The sequence below is a fragment of the Denitrificimonas caeni genome, assembly GCF_027498055.1.
In the GTDB taxonomy this organism is placed as follows: domain Bacteria; phylum Pseudomonadota; class Gammaproteobacteria; order Pseudomonadales; family Pseudomonadaceae; genus Denitrificimonas.
The window spans coordinates 617,183-634,757 of record NZ_CP114976.1; the positions used below are offsets into that span (position 1 = coordinate 617,183).

At 50.1% G+C, this 17,575-nt stretch carries 17 protein-coding genes; 9 read left to right on the forward strand and 8 right to left on the reverse strand.

All coding sequences use genetic code 11. From position 1 onward, the window contains the following. Window positions 1–10: 10 nt before the first annotated feature. From rsmB to def, 3 genes are read right to left on the reverse strand one after another with little or no spacing between them, the layout of a single operon-like run. A complete protein-coding gene (gene rsmB / locus O6P33_RS03005; protein ID WP_269818770.1) occupies window positions 11–1,324 on the reverse strand; it encodes a 16S rRNA (cytosine(967)-C(5))-methyltransferase RsmB in 1,314 nt (437 codons plus the stop codon). Further along, window positions 1,321–2,265 carry a methionyl-tRNA formyltransferase gene (gene fmt / locus O6P33_RS03010; protein ID WP_269818771.1) on the reverse strand — a complete coding sequence of 315 codons (945 nt, stop codon included), beginning with the start codon at window positions 2,263–2,265 and terminating at the stop codon, window positions 1,321–1,323. The genes rsmB and fmt overlap by 4 nt, the downstream gene beginning before the upstream one ends. Before the next feature lie 57 nt (window positions 2,266–2,322). Next, complete coding sequence (gene def, locus O6P33_RS03015) at window positions 2,323–2,832, reverse strand: peptide deformylase (RefSeq protein WP_269818772.1); 510 nt, start codon at window positions 2,830–2,832, stop codon at window positions 2,323–2,325. Window positions 2,833–2,981: 149 nt separating this feature from the next. Between def and O6P33_RS03020 the strand changes: the two genes are divergently transcribed. The 5 genes from O6P33_RS03020 (at window position 2,982) to O6P33_RS03040 (ending at window position 6,495) form a co-directional block, all read left to right on the forward strand. Continuing rightward, window positions 2,982–4,001 (forward strand): LysM peptidoglycan-binding domain-containing protein, encoded by a 1,020-nt coding sequence (locus O6P33_RS03020; protein ID WP_269818773.1) that lies wholly within the window; start codon window positions 2,982–2,984, stop codon window positions 3,999–4,001. 132 nt (window positions 4,002–4,133) lie between these two features. Next, entirely contained in the window at window positions 4,134–5,234 is a 1,101-nt protein-coding gene (dprA, locus tag O6P33_RS03025) for a DNA-processing protein DprA (protein WP_269818774.1), read from the forward strand. A gap of 222 nt (window positions 5,235–5,456) precedes the next feature. Beyond that, window positions 5,457–5,741 carry a hypothetical protein gene (locus O6P33_RS03030; protein ID WP_269818775.1) on the forward strand — a complete coding sequence of 95 codons (285 nt, stop codon included), beginning with the start codon at window positions 5,457–5,459 and terminating at the stop codon, window positions 5,739–5,741. Between the two features lie 26 nt (window positions 5,742–5,767). Then, a complete protein-coding gene (locus tag O6P33_RS03035; RefSeq protein ID WP_269819450.1) occupies window positions 5,768–5,899 on the forward strand; it encodes a hypothetical protein in 132 nt (43 codons plus the stop codon). A 38-nt stretch (window positions 5,900–5,937) separates the two neighbouring features. Beyond that, window positions 5,938–6,495, forward strand: coding sequence for an L-threonylcarbamoyladenylate synthase (locus O6P33_RS03040; RefSeq protein WP_269818776.1), 558 nt, complete (start codon window positions 5,938–5,940; stop codon window positions 6,493–6,495). 4 nt (window positions 6,496–6,499) lie between these two features. Here the strand turns inward: O6P33_RS03040 and aroE are convergent, their stop codons facing one another. Together aroE and hemF are read right to left on the reverse strand one after the other, a co-directional pair. Further along, a complete protein-coding gene (gene aroE, locus O6P33_RS03045) occupies window positions 6,500–7,312 on the reverse strand; it encodes a shikimate dehydrogenase (RefSeq protein ID WP_269818777.1) in 813 nt (270 codons plus the stop codon). After that, window positions 7,309–8,229 (reverse strand): oxygen-dependent coproporphyrinogen oxidase, encoded by a 921-nt coding sequence (gene hemF / locus O6P33_RS03050; protein ID WP_269818778.1) that lies wholly within the window; start codon window positions 8,227–8,229, stop codon window positions 7,309–7,311. Before hemF ends, aroE begins: the two co-directional genes overlap by 4 nt. Window positions 8,230–8,570: 341 nt before the next feature. Between hemF and mgtE the strand changes: the two genes are divergently transcribed. Beyond that, complete coding sequence (gene mgtE / locus O6P33_RS03055; RefSeq protein WP_269818779.1) at window positions 8,571–9,932, forward strand: magnesium transporter; 1,362 nt, start codon at window positions 8,571–8,573, stop codon at window positions 9,930–9,932. A 151-nt stretch (window positions 9,933–10,083) separates the two neighbouring features. Next, window positions 10,084–10,791, forward strand: coding sequence for an MgtC/SapB family protein (locus O6P33_RS03060; RefSeq protein ID WP_269818780.1), 708 nt, complete (start codon window positions 10,084–10,086; stop codon window positions 10,789–10,791). Between the two features lie 109 nt (window positions 10,792–10,900). On the opposite strand, the gene ilvD is transcribed toward O6P33_RS03060, so the two are convergent. Beyond that, on the reverse strand, window positions 10,901–12,745 hold the full coding sequence (gene ilvD / locus O6P33_RS03065) for a dihydroxy-acid dehydratase (RefSeq protein WP_269818781.1): 1,845 nt from the start codon (window positions 12,743–12,745) through the stop codon (window positions 10,901–10,903). Between the two features lie 192 nt (window positions 12,746–12,937). Then, entirely contained in the window at window positions 12,938–14,134 is a 1,197-nt protein-coding gene (locus tag O6P33_RS03070) for a class I SAM-dependent rRNA methyltransferase (protein ID WP_269818782.1), read from the reverse strand. A 159-nt stretch (window positions 14,135–14,293) separates the two neighbouring features. On the opposite strand from O6P33_RS03070, the gene O6P33_RS03075 reads away from it, so the two are divergent. Beyond that, window positions 14,294–15,211, forward strand: coding sequence for an SdiA-regulated domain-containing protein (locus O6P33_RS03075; protein ID WP_269818783.1), 918 nt, complete (start codon window positions 14,294–14,296; stop codon window positions 15,209–15,211). A gap of 47 nt (window positions 15,212–15,258) precedes the next feature. Here O6P33_RS03075 and rpiA read toward each other — a convergent pair whose 3' ends face one another. After that, complete coding sequence (gene rpiA / locus O6P33_RS03080; RefSeq protein WP_269818784.1) at window positions 15,259–15,936, reverse strand: ribose-5-phosphate isomerase RpiA; 678 nt, start codon at window positions 15,934–15,936, stop codon at window positions 15,259–15,261. Window positions 15,937–16,058: 122 nt separating this feature from the next. Between rpiA and ilvA the strand changes: the two genes are divergently transcribed. After that, window positions 16,059–17,573, forward strand: a complete 1,515-nt coding sequence (ilvA, locus tag O6P33_RS03085; RefSeq protein ID WP_269819451.1) for a threonine ammonia-lyase, biosynthetic — start codon at window positions 16,059–16,061, stop codon at window positions 17,571–17,573. Window positions 17,574–17,575: the final 2 nt, after the last annotated feature.

The window sequence follows — 17,575 nt, forward strand, 5'->3', positions numbered from 1 at the left end:
GCTGATGTCCTTAAGCGCTTGAGTTGGCTGCTTGCTTGATCAATCGCGCATAGTAAAAGCCGTCATGGCCATCGACTTGGGCAAGGAGCTGGCGTCCGTGGGGTTGTGCTTGGCCAAAAGTTGCGGTGAACGGTAGCTCTTGCGCATCTTGGGTGCGTTGTAAAAAAGCCGCGATCACTTCGGTATTTTCTGTGGGTAAGGTGGAGCAGGTGGCGTACAATAAAATGCCATTATCGGCCAACGTCGGCCACAGAGCATCGAGCAACTCACCCTGTAATTGCGCCAGAGCGGCAATGTCATCCGCTTGACGGGTGAGTTTAATATCCGGATGACGACGAATAACACCTGTGGCTGAGCAGGGCGCATCGAGCAAGATACGCTGAAAAACTTCTCCGTCCCACCATTGCTCAGTAGCCCGTGCATCACCGGCCAGTAAAGTGGCGTCAAGCTGTAAGCGTGCTAGATTTTCTTCTACGCGCTGCAAGCGTTGTGGCTCTAAATCAATGGCAACCACTTCACCTAAGTCGGCTTGGCTTTCTAAAATATGGCAGGTTTTGCCGCCAGGTGCGCAACAGGCGTCCAATACCCGTTGCTTAGGTTCGAGTAACAATAGCTGCGCCGCCAGTTGCGCCGCTTCATCTTGTACGCTCACTGCACCCGTAGCAAAGTCGGGCAGGGCCGTCACCTCGCAAGCAGCAGCCAAGGTAATTCCGTCAGGGCTAAAGGCAGTGGCCTGGGCGGCAATTCCTGCTGCATTAAGGCGGGCTAAATAACTGTCACGGCTGCCCTGCTTTTGGTTAACCCGTAGGGTGAAGGGAGGGTGACTGTTATTGGCGTTGCAGATGTTTAACCAGTCATCTGGCCAAAATGCTTTTAAGGATTTTTGTAACCAGCGTGGATGCGCGGTAAGCACTACCGGATCTTTTTCTAAGCTGGGTAAGAGGGTTTCGGCTTCCCGTTGTGCGCGGCGCAAGACGGCATTGAGTAAACCTTTGGCCCAAGGTTTTTTCAGCGCTGTGGCGCAGCCAACAGTTTCAGAAATGGCTGCGTGGGCAGGGATGCGGGTGTATAAAAGTTGATATAAGCCCACTAAGAGCAATGCTTCAACATCTTGATCGGCCTTGCGAAATGGCTTGCTTAATAGTGCTGCGGCTAAGGCAGATAAGCGTGGTTGCCAGCGTGCTGTACCAAAAGCGAGTTCTTGTACTAAGCCTTTATCGCGGTCGCTTACGCGCTCCAATTGGGTGGGTAAACTGCTGGCTAGAGATGCTTTGCCAGCGAGTACTGCAGTCAGGGCGCGAGCTGCCGCGAGGCGTGGGTTCATAAGCCTAATACCTGCCCTGGAGCAAACAGCGCTTGACGACCATTGAGTAAATCGCGGAAAGCTAAAGCTCTGCCATTGGGTAACTGTAAGTGGGTCAGGCGCAGGGCTTGCTCGGCACAGGCGACTACGAGGCCATCAGGGCTGGCGCTGAGAATCTCGCCTGGTTGGCCCTGACCTTCTGCCAGTTCAGCGGCATGGATTTTCAGTGTTTCCCCAGCCAAAGTACTGTGACATACAGGCCAAGGGTGCATCGCCCGGATTTGGCAGTCCAATTCTATGGCTGGGCGCTGCCAGTTAATCAATGCGGCTTGCTTATTTAGTTTGTGCGCGTAGGTGGCGAGGCCGTCCAGCTGCTTTTCTGGGGTTATGCTGCCGTCAACTAAACCCTCAATGGCTTTAAGTACAGCATCTGGGCCAAGCGTTGCTAAACGGTCATGGAGACTGCCTCCCGTGTCGCTGGCGCTAATCGGGGTGCTGACTTTGAGCAACATAGGGCCGGTGTCTAAGCCCGCCTCCATTTGCATTACGGTCACCCCTGTTTCTTGGTCACCGGCTTCAATGGCCCGCTGGATAGGTGCTGCGCCGCGCCAACGGGGCAAGAGTGAAGCGTGACTATTGATGCAGCCCAAGCGCGGCGTGTCTAAAATTGCTTGCGGCAAAATCAAGCCGTAAGCCACCACGACCATCAGGTCTGCGTTGAACTCCGCCAGCTCTTGCTGTGCTTCGGGGCTGCGCAAGTTAACCGGTTGCAATACCGGGATCGCATGCTCAGTGGCCAGCTGCTTGACTGCACTAGGGGTGAGCTTTTGGCCACGCCCAGCTGGGCGGTCAGGTTGTGTATACACTGCGACAACGCTGTGTTGGCTGTTGAGAAGCGCTTGTAAATGATGGGCGGCAAACTCAGGTGTACCGGCAAACACAATACGTAAAGACGAGGACATACAATCACCTTGCAAATACAAAAGAGATGTCACAGCGCAGCGGCGACTTAATCAGCGTTAAGCTTTTTGCTGGCGATGAATTTTTTCAAGCTTTTTCTTAATGCGGTCACGTTTCAACGACGATAAATAATCCACAAAGAGTTTACCGTTTAAATGGTCGCACTCATGTTGGATACAGACTGCGAGTAACCCTTCAGCAATCAGCTCAAAAGGCTCGCCGTTGCGGTCTAAGGCGCGAATTTTAACGCGCTGTGGACGTTGCACGTCTTCGTAGAAGCCCGGCACCGACAAACAACCTTCTTGATAAAGATCGGTGTCATCAGTGAGTGTTTCAATGTCAGGGTTAATAAACACCAAGGGTTCAGACTTATCTTCAGATAAATCCATAACTATTAGGCGAATATGTTGGTCAACCTGTGTGGCAGCCAAACCTATACCTGGAGCGTCGTACATGGTTTCGAGCATGTCATCAATCAGGATGCGAACTTGGTCATCGACCTGCGTCACAGGTTTAGCTATGGTACGCAGTCGAGGATCGGGATATTCAAGAATATTTAAAATTGCCATATGCGTTTGTGATGTACTTATGGAATAAAATTGGAAAGCGCTGCTACTATGACGCTTAGCATAATAAAGAAATGGCTATAAAGCCAAAATGGGTTCTGGAATTGTCATTGGGCGTTCCACTGTCGACATATGATAAAGGGATTCACCGCATGAGGAAAACATTACTTGCTTTGTTACTACTTGCTAGCGCAGCAGTACAAGCACAAGTACAGTTAAAAAATGGCCACCCTGATAGCTATACAGTAGTGAAAGGTGACACTTTATGGGACATATCCGGTAAGTTTTTGAGTCAACCGTGGAAGTGGCCAGAGCTTTGGCACGCGAATCCGCAAGTTGCCAATCCGCATTTGATTTATCCAGGTGATCGCTTAAGCCTAGTATACATTGATGGGCAGCCGCGCATCATGCTCAATCGCGGTGCGAGTCGTGGCACTATTAAGTTATCCCCTAAAGTACGCAGCACGCCAATGGCTGAGGCTATCCCAACGATCCCTTTAGAGGCTATTAATAGTTTTTTGCTGAGCAACCGTATTGTGAACAGCAATGCTGAGTTCAGTAACAGCCCTTATGTGGTGGCTGGCAGTGCAGAACGAGTGGTGAGTGGTAAGGGTGACCGTATTTATGTGCGCGGCAAGGTGGCTGATGATGGCATTTATGGTATTTATCGCCAAGGCCGCACTTACGTTGATCCTGTGACTGAAGAGTTTCTTGGTATTAATGCGGACGATATTGGTACTGGTGAAATTGTTGCTGTAGAGGGCGACATTGGCACCATGGCGTTAACCCGTACCACACAAGAAGTGCGTAATGCCGACCGTCTTTTTCCCACTGAAGAGCGGGCGATTAACTCAACTTTCGTACCCAGCGAGCCACAAGAGACTATTAATGGTTTGATTTTGGATGTGCCGCGCGGGGTGACGCAAATTGGTCAGTTTGATGTGGTCACTATTAATAAAGGTGCCCGCGACGGATTGGTTGAGGGCAATGTTTTAGCTGTTTATAAAACCGGTGAAACAGTGCGTGACCGCGTCAGTGGTGAGTCAGTGAAGATTCCAGATGAGCGTTCGGGTTTGCTGATGATCTTCCGTACCTATGACAAGCTGAGTTATGGCTTGGTGTTGCATGCAAATCGTCAGTTGGCGGTACTGGATAAGGTGCAAAACCCTTAAGCAGCGCCTGCTAGCAAGTGGTCAAATATAAAGCGTCCTTGAAAAAGGGCGCTTTTTTGCTTTCTGGCTTAAGGTTACTACACTGAAGAGCACCCATGACAGGATGTCATTTCGCTTAATAAGGATGTTGCTATGTCGTCGCCTTGCTCACCAGCCGAACTTGAAGCGCGTTTGCGCTTGCACAGCCTCCCAGAGATTGGACCGCAACGATTTTATCGGTTGCTGAAAGTGTTTGCTTCCGCCAGCGCCGCATGGAGCGCTCCCGGTGCGGCTTGGCGCTCCCTAGGGTTACCACAAACAAGCGTCGATGCACGGCGCAGTGAGGAGATCCGTGAGCAAGCTTTGCAGGCCTTACGCTGGTTGGAAAACAGTCAGCATCACCTGTTGCTACATGACTCACCCAATTATCCTGCATTATTAAAAGAAACTGCTGGCGCACCGCCGCTGCTGTTTGTACAAGGTGATGCGGCTATTTTGGAGCAACCGCAAATTGCTATTGTGGGCAGTCGTCGCGCCACTCGACCGGGTCTGGATACTGCCCATAGTTTTGCTCGCAGCCTAGCCAAGGGTGGCTTTGTGGTAACCAGTGGCTTGGCTTTAGGTGTGGATGCGGCAGCGCACCAAGGTGCATTGGCTGTACAGGGAGCAACTGTTGCTGTGGTGGGTACTGGGCTCAAGCGTATTTATCCGGCACGGCACCGCGATTTATTGCAGGAAATTGTTGCGCAGGGTGGTGCTGTGGTTTCAGAGCTGGCCCTCGATAGTGCGCCTCACGCCAGTCATTTCCCGCGGCGCAATCGTATTATCAGTGGCTTAGCGTTGGGTGTGCTGGTGGTTGAAGCCAGCCCTTCCAGTGGCTCGCTGATCACTGCTCGTTTAGCGGCGGAGCAAGGCCGCGAGGTATATGCCATTCCCGGTTCTATTCATGCCCCTGGCGCGCGCGGCTGCCATCAACTGATTCGTAATGGTGCAACTTTAATTGAAACAGTTGATGATATTTTAGAGTCACTGCAGGGCTGGCAGCGGATTGGTGCTGTTGAGCCACCGCCGCTGCAAACTGCGCTTGAGTTGCAGCATCCATTACTGGAGCTGCTTAAAGTACGCCCGCTCGATACAGAAGGGCTGGTTGATCTCAGCGAGTTACCTCTGCAGGAAGTGTTGGGTTTGCTGACAGAGTTGGAGATTGATGGGCGGGTCAGTCGTGAGGGTGGTTTTTGGCTGTATAATTCTTAGAAACTACGGCAATTATTCATAAGCTTTTATCGCGTTTTTGACGTCAATTAAATGGCTTAGAAATTCGTTAATCATGCTGCTAGTATAATTAATGCTAGCCTATCCTTTTTTAGCAGATTGCTATGGCTGCTTGCTGTAACTTATTTCTATACTGACTTATATTCTGATTCAGCAGGGTTGCGATTAAATTGCATAGTAAATTGAACTGGCCCAGAAGATCAGTTGTTGTTACAAAATGGTGCTGCATTGGTTGCCGCAGCAGATATTCAGTTAGTGCAGCTTTTGAATATGTCGGGGGATTTACAAAATCAACACCATACCTGCCCTTTATTAGAAAACTTAGAAGCGGTAATTGAGTGCATTAAGCCGCCAAACATCAAAGGTGTGGTTTCGGCTTTGGAATTTGTAAAAATCGCTTTACAGCGTATTTTCGCGCTACCTTTTGAGAAGATTATTGCCTCGTATCAAGTGCACAGTAATCGTATTGTTATGTTGAACGCCGCTTAACTGATAATTGGGTCATAGGCACAGGACTGGATTGGCAGTACAGTGACGATTACTCACCGAGTCGCGCGATGCTGTATTTACGTTACTCATTTGCACCTTGGCAAGGTGATTTAAGCTTACCAATTGAACCGATAATCCCTTACGCTGACTTCAAGTAAAGCCAGTTCATTCCGTATTACGCAGTGCAAAGAGAATTATGACCAGCGCTTGGCAGATCCAACAGGTTGCAAAGAAAGTTCGACAAGGCGCAGTAATTGCCTACCCTACAGAGGCGGTGTGGGGGTTAGGCTGTGATCCGTTTAATGCCACAGCTGTAACGCGCTTGCTGGCTTTAAAAGAGCGTCCCATGCATAAGGGCCTGATTTTAGTGGCCGCAGATATTGAGCAGTTGGCCTGGTTGCTTGAGGGCTTGAGTGACAGTGCGTTAGCGCAATTAAAGCAAAGTTGGCCAGGGCCTAATACGTGGTTAGTGCCGCATCATAATCGTGTGCCTGAGTGGATTAGTGGTGAGCATGACACTGTGGCGGTGCGGGTCAGTGCTCACCCTTTAGTGGTGCAGTTGTGTGCTGCAACAGGCCCCTTGGTCTCCACCTCGGCCAACCCCAGTGGTTTATTACCGGCTAAAAGTCGCCTACGCATTGAGCAGTATTTTCATGGTCAACTGGATGCGGTCTTAAGTGGCGAGCTGGGACAGCACAGCAAACCCAGCACCATTCGCGACTTGCGTAGCGGCAAGGTGCTGCGTTCTGCTTAAAGGTTTAGAGCTGGGCACGTAGTGCTTGTAGCACCGGTGCTGCATTGGGGCGCACGCCAGTCCAGACATAGAACGCTTCAGCTGCTTGCTCTACGAGCATTCCTAAACCGTCTAAAGTCAGTGCCGCGCCTTGTTGCTGTGCCCACTGATTAAATACTGTGGTGTGTTTGCTATACATCATGTCATAGCACAGCGTGTCGCCAGCTTTTACCAGAGTGTTGGCCAGTGGTGGTAGGTCGCCGCTGAGGCTGGCAGAAGTGCCGTTGATAATGATATCCACAGGCGCATCAATCCAGTCGTAGCCGCAAGCGGTCATTGGGCCTAAATCAGTGAACTCTCTGGCTAACTGTTCGGCTTTTTCCACGGTGCGGTTCACAATGCACACTTCTTTAGGATTTTGCGCCAGCAGTGGCTCTAGAATCCCACGCACTGCACCGCCAGCACCCAAGACCAAAATACTTTTATTGGCTATCTGCACATGGTTATTGAGTAAGTCATTGACCAAGCCAGCACCGTCGGTGTTATCGCCGAAGAGGCTGCCGTCTTCAAGTTTTTTCAAGGTGTTGACTGCTTTGGCCCGCTGCGCCCGTTCGCTGAGTTGGTCTGCGAGTGCAAATGCTTGCTCTTTAAAAGGGACGGTAATGTTGGCGCCGCTGCCGTTGCGAAAAAACTCGCTCACAGCCTCAGTAAAACCATCTAAAGGAGCTAGCAGAGGCTCATAGCTGAGTTGCAAGCCGCTTTGCTCAGCAAATAAACGATGAATTAGCGGGGATTTACTGTGGGCAATGGGGTTGCCAAATACGCCATAATAGTTCATTTTACTTGCGCCTCAGCGAGCCAGTCGCGGTCTTGTAAAAAATATTCAGTAAGGCGCGCTTCTCGGCTGCCAGGCTCTGGTTGCCAGTCGTACCCCCAGCGCACCTGCGGCGGCAGCGACATTAAAATAGACTCGGTACGGCCGCCGGACTGCAGGCCAAATAAAGTGCCACGGTCAAAGACTAAGTTGAACTCAACATAACGTCCGCGGCGATGGGCTTGGAATTCGCGCTCTGCTTCGGTAAAAGGCGTATGCCGGCGACGTTCGACAATGGGCATATAGGCTGCTAGATAAGCCTCGCCCACGGAGCGCATAAAGGCAAAGCAGGTCGCAAAGTCCCATTGGTTCATATCGTCATAAAATAGGCCGCCGATGCCACGCGGCTCATCGCGGTGTTTGAGGTAAAAGTAGCGGTCACACCACTCTTTATACTCGGCATACACAGTGTCGCCAAAAGGCGCGCAAGCATCGTGGGCGACTTGATGCCAATGTACACAGTCTTCTTCGTGGGCGTAATACGGAGTTAAGTCAAACCCGCCGCCAAACCACCAGATCGGCTCTTCACCGGGCTTTTCTGCCACAAATAAGCGCACATTGGCGTGTGATGTTGGAATGTGTGGGTTTTCTGGGTGAATCACTAACGACAGACCCATGGCCTGGAAGGAGCGTCCAGCGAGCTCAGGACGATGGGCGCTGGCTGAAGGGGGTAAGGAGTCGCCGTATACATGGGAAAAGTTAACTCCACCTTTTTCAATCAGGGCCCCGTCAGCTAAGACACGAGTACGGCCACCGCCGCCGCCAGGACGCTCCCAGCTTTCTTCAAAGAAAGTACCACCGTCAGCCTGCTCAAAAGTTGCACAAATGCGGTCTTGCAGGTCCAATAAATAGGTTTTCACATCATCAATTGTGGCCGTCAAAATAAGCTCCAAAGAAGGGTGGGCAGCACCACTCAAAATACTGTACTTAAAGAAAAATTATTTAGTTAAACTAAGCATACCATCATCATAATAATCGGCTAACAGAATACGTGAAATCCACTAGCGGTTGTCATTAACGGGTGCTTCCCTTAGTATTCGCACGCCGCATAATCGGTTTCAGAGAAATAAAAAGCTTTATGGAAAATTCTTGTATAAGCCCATATTGGGCTTCATTACACATTATAAGCGTACTTGCTCGCGACCTGCTGTTGACGAAAACCAGCCTTGCCTGATTTGTAGTCTCCGTTAGTTGCTGGATGCTGGCCGCTCGGAGATTCACCATGAGTAACACCAATGACAATCTCGCCCTCGTTCTGAGTGATGCGATTCAAAATAATCAGTTTGATGACGCCTTAGTGGCGATTAAAGGTTTACGCCCTGTTGACCTGGCTGATGTTTTAGAGCAATTAGAACCGAGTTTAGGTTGGCGTCTGTTAGAGCGCTTGCCGGATCGTGCCGAAGTATTCACCTATTTTGAACCCGAGCAACAAGTGCGTTTAGCCCGTGAGTTTCCGCGCGCGACCTTGGCGGCTTTGGTCAGTGAAATGCCTGCTGATGAGCGTACCGACTTATTTAAACGCTTTGATCAAAATCAGCGCGACGCCTTATTGCCAGCGCTGGCACAAGCTGAGCGTGAGGATATTCGTAAGCTATCGGCTTATGTCGAAGGTACTGCTGGCGCATTAATGACTTCGGATTATGCGGTGCTGCGAAAAGACATGACCGTGGCTGAAGCCTTGGCGTCATTGCGCACTGAAGCGCCTGATGCAGAAACGATTTACCAAGCCTATGTCATTGATAAAAAACGTAAGCTATTGGGCGTGGTGTCGTTGCGTGATCTGATTTTAGCTGATCTTGGTAAAAGCATTAAAGAACTCATGACCAGTGATGTGGTGAGTGGCTTGGTTACTGATGACCAAGAAGATATTGCCAAGAAAATCGCCCGTTATGATTTGTTGGCGTTACCCATTGCCGATGAGCGCGGTGTGTTAACCGGTATTGTTACCTATGATGACGCCATGGATGTGGTCAGCGAAGAAGTGACTGAAGATATCCATAAGTCTGCAGGTGTTAGCACCATTGCCGGCAACTTAAAAGATGCCACTATTGGTTTGCTGTACCGTAAACGGATTTTTTGGCTGATTTTGCTGGTATTTGGTAACTTGTTTTCCGGTGCCGGAATTGCGCACTTTGAAGACATCATTGCTGCCAATATTGTTTTAGTCTTTTTCTTACCGTTATTGGTGGACAGTGGCGGTAACGCAGGTTCACAGTCTGCCACCTTGATGGTCCGCGCTTTAGCCACAGGTGAGGTGGTGATGCGTGACTGGTTGTATTTAATTGGTCGTGAAGCCTTAGTGGCATTGGCGTTGGGTTGTACCATGGCGCTGGCGGTTTCCCTGCTGGGCTATATTCGCGGTGATTCAACCATTGCTTTAGTGCTGGCGTTAAGTATGGTCTCAATTGTGATGATCGGTTGCATGATCGGCATGAGCCTACCGTTTGTTTTAAGTAAGTTTAATTTTGACCCTGCCAGTGCCAGTGCGCCTTTGATTACTTCTGTGTGTGATGCCACTGGCGTGGTGATTTATCTATTTATTGCTTCGCAGCTGCTGGATGACTTGGCAGTGGTGCCCATTTAACTAGCGGTGCTGCTTGTCGGTTGTACCGAACTGGGTTGTGAAGCATCATCGATTAACTCAGTATGTTGCATAGAGGCTGCTGTAATTTTCAGCCGTCCAATGCACAGCCAAGTCTTACTGGGCTTGAGTCATTAGAACTAGGGAGGCCTGCATGGCTTGGGAAAGCTTTGTGTGGCGCGTCATTGTCGCTATGTTGCTGGGTGCAGCGATTGGTATAGAGCGTCAGTACCGTCATGGTATGGCTGGTTTGCGCACCAATGCGCTGGTGGCTACAGGTGCGGCGCTATTTGTTTTGGTGTCAAACTATACGGGCGATATTGGTAGTGCTGGGCGCATGGCTGGGCAGGTGGTCTCAGGCATCGGTTTTTTAGGTGCTGGAGTGATTATGCGTGAGGGCCTGAATGTTCGTGGGCTCAATACCGCCGCAACCTTGTGGTGCTCCGCTGCTGTGGGTGTATTAAGTGGACTGGGTTTGCTCTGGGAAGCTTCTTTAGGTGCTGTGGTTATTCTATCGGCTAACACGCTCCTACGTGCTGTGGCGAAACGCATTGATCGTTTAGGTGTGATGGGCGGTGTGGTTGAGCAGCGTTATGCAATTTATATTACTTGCCAGCTTGCCGAAGAAGTGCAGGTGCGGGCTTTCTTAGTGCATAGCCTCAGTGATATGAAATTCACTTTGCGCTCGTTGCTCAGTGAGGATCTGGACAAGGAAGGTTTTGTTCAAGTCACCGCTAACCTCTTAGTGCCAGTGGATAAAAAGTTTCGCCTGGAAAAAATAGTCAGTCGTGCCAGTCTAGAAAAGGGTGTGAGTGCGGTCAGCTGGGAGCTGATTAATGATGAAGAAGAGGAGCACGCCTAGCCTGAGTTGGTTCTGCTAATAGAAAAGCCCCAGCTCAGTAAAGAGTTTGGGGCTTTTTTTGTTTGCCAGCCTTAAGGCGGGGCCTGTGCTAACAGCTCATGGAATACGCTTAAAACATCTCATCCAATAACGCTTTGTTACGCACTGCACCTTTGTCAGCACTGGTGGCTAATAAGCCATAGGCTTTTAGCGCAGTAGTGACTTTACGTGGGCGCACTTCAACCGGCTTCCAACCTTTGGCATCTTGTGCCACACGGCGTTCGGCCAACTCAGCATCGCTGACTTGCAAATTAATAGTGCGATTGGGGATATCAATTAAAATTGTATCGCCTTCTTGCACTAAACCAATGGCACCGCCAGATGCAGCTTCGGGCGAGGCGTGACCAATGGAAAGGCCAGAAGTACCGCCGGAGAAGCGGCCATCGGTCAGCAGGGCGCATTGTTCGCCCAAACCTTTGGACTTTAAGTAGCTGGTTGGGTAGAGCATTTCTTGCATACCCGGACCACCTTTAGGCCCTTCGTAGCGAATAATAACGATGTCACCGGCTTTGATTTCATCGTTAAGAATGCCGCGTACTGCTGAGTCTTGGCTTTCAAAGATTTTTGCGGTGCCATTAAACACGTGAATTGACTCATCGACCCCAGCGGTTTTTACCACGCAGCCATCTTCAGCAATATTGCCGTAGAGTACCGCCAAGCCACCTTCGTGGGAGTAGGCGTGCTCAACGCTACGGATGCAGCCGGTGGCACGGTCTAAATCCAGGCTTGGCCAGCGCGTTGCTTGGCTAAAGGCCGTTTGGGTGGGAATACCACCAGGCCCTGCTTTAAAGAAAGTGTGCACAGCTTCATCGTCAGTTTGGGTGATATCCCACTTGGCAATTGCCTCGGCCATGGTTTTGCTGTGGATGGTGGGCAGGTCAGTGTGCAAGAATCCACCGCGAGCCAAGGAGCCTAAAATACTGAAGATACCACCAGCGCGGTGCACATCTTCCATATGGTAGTCCTTAATGTTCGGCGCGACTTTGCACAACTCTGGTACTTTGCGCGATAAACGGTCGATATCCAGCAGGTTAAAGTCCATTTCCGCTTCTTGCGCTGCGGCTAGCAAGTGCAAAATAGTGTTGGTAGAGCCACCCATGGCAATGTCCAAAGTCATGGCATTTTCAAAGGCTTTAAAGTTGGCGATATTGCGCGGTAAAGCGGACTCGTCATCTTCTTTGTAATAGCGGTGGCACAGCTCAACAATGGTGCGTCCGGCTTGTAAGAACAGCTCTTTACGGTCCGCGTGAGTGGCTAACACAGTACCGTTACCCGGCAGACCTAAGCCTAAAGCTTCTACTAAACAGTTCATCGAGTTGGCGGTGAACATGCCTGAGCAGGAGCCGCACGTTGGGCAAGCACTGCGCTCGTACTCGACCACTTTTTCGTCAGAGGCGTCATCGTCCGCAGCAATCACCATGGCGTCCACCAAGTCTAAGCCGTGATTGGCCAGTTTGGTTTTACCCGCTTCCATGGGCCCACCAGAAACAAATACCACCGGAATATTGAGGCGCAAAGCCGCCATCAGCATGCCGGGGGTGATTTTGTCGCAGTTGGAAATACAAACTAAGGCGTCGGCGCAGTGGGCGTTGGCCATATACTCCACTGAGTCGGCAATGATTTCACGGCTGGGCAGCGAATACAGCATGCCGTCGTGTCCCATGGCGATCCCATCGTCGACAGCAATGGTGTTGAATTCTTTGGCAACGCCGCCAGCGCGCTCAATTTCGCGAGCAACCAGTTGCCCCATATCCTTGAGGTGCACGTGACCGGGCACAAACTGGGTAAAGGAGTTAGCAACAGCAATAATAGGCTTATGAAAATCTTCGTCGGTCATACCGGTAGCGCGCCATAGAGCGCGAGCACCCGCCATATTGCGGCCGAAGGTGGAGGTTTTCGAACGATAATCAGGCATGAGGAACTTCCTGCAAAATAAGTAAAGGGCGATAAGCGCATCTGCAACTGTTGCTGCGGGGTGACCGTGCGGTCGGCAAAGCGTGCTTGACTCGCCTTGGGTAGTGACGAGAATTGATCTGATTCTACGCTGCCCTGTGCCGGTGGGCAAAGGGCAGCGTGGTTTTGCTTGACCTTGGTTAGGCCGGTTGCTTTAACTGTTGGGTAAAATGCGGCACACAGTGTATTTCAAGTAGCGTGTTTCAGGGATGGCTGGGTGCATTGGGTGGTCGGCACTTTGACCGCTTTGTTCCAAGATCTGAATATTACGATCGAGGTGGCGAGCAGCGGCGAGTAGCGTACTGTGCATGCTTTCTTCGCTAAAAAATGGCGAGCGTGATGAGCAAATAAAGATGCCATCGCGGCTCAGTAGACGGATGCAGTGCTCGTAGAGTTTGCGGTAGCCTGCTTCACCGCTTTTTAAGTCTTTTTTGCGTTTAATAAACGCCGGTGGGTCAGCAATAATCACGTCAAAACGTTCTTCATCGGCCTTCAGTGATTGCAAGGTTTCCAGCACATCGCCTTCGGCACAGAGTAAGGTGCCGCCGATCTCATTGAGTTGTGCATTGTTTTCTAGGGCATCTAAGGCTTGGGGCGAGGCATCGGCGCAGAGCACTTCGCTGGCGCCAGCCAATGCCGCAGGAATCGCCCAGCTGCCCACATCGCTATACACCGACAATACACGTTTATCGGTGCAATAGGCTGCTGCCTGTAAACGGTTAAAACGTTGGTCATAATTCCAGCCGAGCACTTTTTTCTGCAGCATCGGTGCATTATATACAAGGTCGTTTTCTAGCAATTGCAGCCACTCAGGAACATCACCGTAAGCGACTGTTAAATAGCGCTCTAAACCTTCTAGGTCGCGGGTTGGTGCATCATTGCGCCAGAGCACACCGGTAGGCTTGCAGACTTGTAGCAGAGCTTCAAGAAGGATGTCTTTATGTGGCTCCATGCAAGCTGCGGTAATTTGCACTACCAAGGTATCGCCAAAACGATCGACTTCCAGTCCTGGTAATAAATCGCCTTCCCCGTGAACTAAACGGTAGAAATGGGCGTCGAACAGGCGCTCACGTAAGGACAGGGCAATGTTGAGACGGTGCACCAGCAGGGATTTATCAAAGCGGTGTTCGATATCACGGGAGACCAAGCGGGCACACACCAGCGTTTGCGGGCTCAGTAGCGCCACGCCCAAAGGTTTACCGGCAGCGTTTTCCACTATGGCTTGATCGCCCACTTTAAAAGCGCTTAAAGGTGACAGTTTGGTATCGATTTCATTGCTATACAGCCACAGGTGACCACTGCGTAAACGACGGTCGGCATTGGCTTTTAAGCGTAAAGAAGGCAGGGACATGGAGTTCTCCAAAAAAACTATGTGCTGAGTATAACGATTGTCTTGATTGCAAGTTTGTTTTTCACAGTAGCATGCCATGCTTGGCTGCGCTGACGCGGCAGGCATTGATAGATGGCTGTTTTTATTTGCTTTAAATGACCATTACCCAAGGTTTTTTCTATGTTGAAAATGTTTAAAAAACGCCCAGCACGCTGGCTATCAATAGCGGCATGTCTAGGCTTGCTGATTGCTGCGTTAGATTATTTGCACTGGGATGATCGTTTGTTATTTCTATGGCAAGAGCGCAGCACTAGTGCCGAACAACAAGCGCAAAGTATTTGGTTGCCAAACTATCGGGCAGTGATTCAAGCTAAGCCGTTGGCTGGGCTCGCGCAAGCAGAAAATTCAGGCCTAAGCTGGAGTCCTTTGAGTAATACTTTATTTACTGTGACTGGCAGGGTGCCGAAGTTGGTGGAGTTGTCCTTGGATGGCGAAGTGCTACGCGAGGTTGAATTACGTGGATTTTCAGATCCTGAAGGCGTTGAAGTGCTCAGTGATGGACGAATCGCCATTATTGATGAGCGTCGAGCGCAATTAACTGCATTTTATTTGCCATTGGATGCGCAGTTTATTGATGGCGACAGCTTAGCTTCGATTGATTTAGGTCGTTCTCGGGCTAATAATAAAGGCTTTGAAGGGGTGGCTTGGGATCCACGTAACCAACAGATGCTGTTAGCTAAAGAGCGCAGTCCTTTTGGTTTGTTCAGTTTACCGTTCCCTCCTGCAGTAGATAATGTTGAGGCATCTGTACCTAAGTTGTTAGAACTGCCGTCGGGACAGATTTTTATGCGTGATTTCTCTTCCTTGGCTGTGGATCAGCGCACTGGCCATGTGCTGGTGTTATCGGATGAATCGCGCATGCTCTTAGAACTAGACGAGCAAGGAAATCCTGTTAGTTTTATTAGCCTAGCGATGGGCTTTAATGGGTTAACTAGCAGTATCAAGCAAGCTGAGGGTGTGGCGATGGATGCGCATGGCACCATTTATATTGTCAGTGAGCCTAACTTATTTTACGTGTTTAAAAAGCAAGACAGCTAAGGTCTGCAAAATAACCACGGCTTGCTTGCCGCAAACCGTGGTAAAAATTAGGGCTTGCGCACTAAGGTTTCAACACCGTTTTTACTGCCTATGAGCAAGACATCAGCCGGGCGCTGGGCGAATAAACCACTGCACACGACACCGGTGATGGCGTTAATTTGCTCTTCTAGACCGCGCGGATCGGTGATTTGCATATTGTGTAGGTCTAAAATCACATTACCATTGTCGGTCACGACACCAGTGCGATACACCGGGTCGCCACCGAGCTTGAGCAGTTCGCGGGCGACATAGCTGCGCGCCATGGGAATTACTTCAACGGGCAAAGGAAACTCGCCGAGTACCGCAACTTTTTTGCTGTCGTCGGCAATACAAATAAAGGTCTTGGCCACTGCGGCAACAATTTTTTCGCGAGTTAAGGCTGCACCACCACCTTTAATCAACTCTAAGTGCTTATTGCACTCGTCAGCGCCGTCCACATAAAACTCCAACTCTTGCACTGAATTGAGGTTATGCACACTAATACCGTGTTGCTTTAACCGTTCAGCGGTAGCTTCAGAGCTGGCTACGGCACCGGCAAAGTCGTATTTGTGCTCTGCCAGTAAATCAATAAAAAAGTTTGCCGTGGAGCCGGTACCGACCCCAATGATGCTGCGCGGCTCAAGGTGAGGGAGGATGTAGTCAATAGCGGCTTTAGCAACGGCCTGCTTGAGTTGGTCTTGGTTCACGGGATGCTCCAGTACGAGGGAAGATACACTGATTATAGCCACTTACACTGCATGCATGTGGTTGAGTTGTAAACGGTGGAGTAGACTGTTTGGCTTTGTCGCACAGTTTAAGTGAACCCGCCATGCTCGAACATTATGTGAAGAAAACTTTAAATGCCCGCGTCTATGATGTGGCGCAAGAAACACCACTCCAAGCCGCGCAGCAATTATCAGAGCGCTTAGGCAATACAATTTTGCTCAAGCGGGAAGACTTGCAACCGGTCTTCTCCTTTAAAATTCGTGGTGCTTACAACAAAATTGTCCAACTCAGTGCCGCCGAGCGGGCCTGTGGTGTGGTGACTGCTTCTGCAGGTAATCATGCGCAAGGTGTGGCGTTGGCAGCGAAGTTTCTTGGTATTAAAGCCACTATTGTGATGCCCAAAACCACTCCGGAAATTAAAGTTAAAGCGGTGCGCGCGCGCGGTGCGCGGGTGGTCTTGCACGGTGATGCTTTTCCTGAATCTTTGGCTTATTCATTGAAACTGGTTGAAGAAAAAAGCTTGGTGTATATCCACCCATACGATGATCCTGATGTGATTGCTGGGCAGGGTACTGTGGCAATGGAGATTTTGCGCCAGCATCAAGGCCCTTTACACGCAGTTTTTGTGCCCTGTGGCGGTGGTGGTTTGCTTGCTGGCGTGGCGGCGTACATCAAATATGTACGGCCAGAAGTGAAAATTATTGGTGTTGAGCCCATTGACTCCAACTGTTTGCAGCAGGCTTTGGCAAGCGGTGAGCGTGTGGTCTTGCCGCAAGTGGGACTCTTTGCAGACGGTGTTGCGGTGACTCAAATTGGTGAGTACACCTTTGATATTTGCCGGCATTATGTTGATGAAGTCATTACCGTTAATACCGATGAAATTTGTGCGGCAATGAAAGATATTTATGATGATACCCGCTCTATCACTGAGCCTGCGGGGGCTTTGGCGGTGGCGGGGATTAAAAAATATATTGAGCGCAGCGCCATTGCCGGTGAAACCTTAGTGGCAATTGACTCTGGGGCCAACGTTAACTTTGACCGCTTACGCCATGTGGCTGAGCGTGCTGAGTTGGGTGAGCAGCGCGAGGCTATTATTGCGGTGACTATTCCAGAAAAGCCCGGCAGCTTTAAACGCTTCTGTGAAGCCATTGGTAAGCGACAAATTACCGAGTTTAATTACCGTTACCATACCGACAGCACGGCGCATATTTTTGTTGGTGTGCAAACGCATCCTGATTTAGATCCGCGCTCAGTCTTGGTCGCAAGTTTACGAGAGCAAGGCTTCCCAGTGTTGGACTTAACTGAGAACGAATTGGCGAAGTTACACACGCGGCATATGGTTGGTGGGCATGCGGATGCAGTCAGCAGTGAGCGGGTTTTTCGTTTTGAGTTTCCCGAGCATCCCGGTGCTTTATTTAACTTTTTAAATAAATTGGGTGGGCGCTGGAATATTTCTATGTTCCATTACCGTAACCATGGCGCAGCTGTGGGACGTGTCTTGGCTGCTTTACAGGTGCCCAAAAATGATCAAGAACTGCTGATTGAAGCGTTGGATAAAATTGGTTATCCATACTGGGATGAAACTGAAAATCCGGCTTATCAACTGTTTTTAGGATAGGC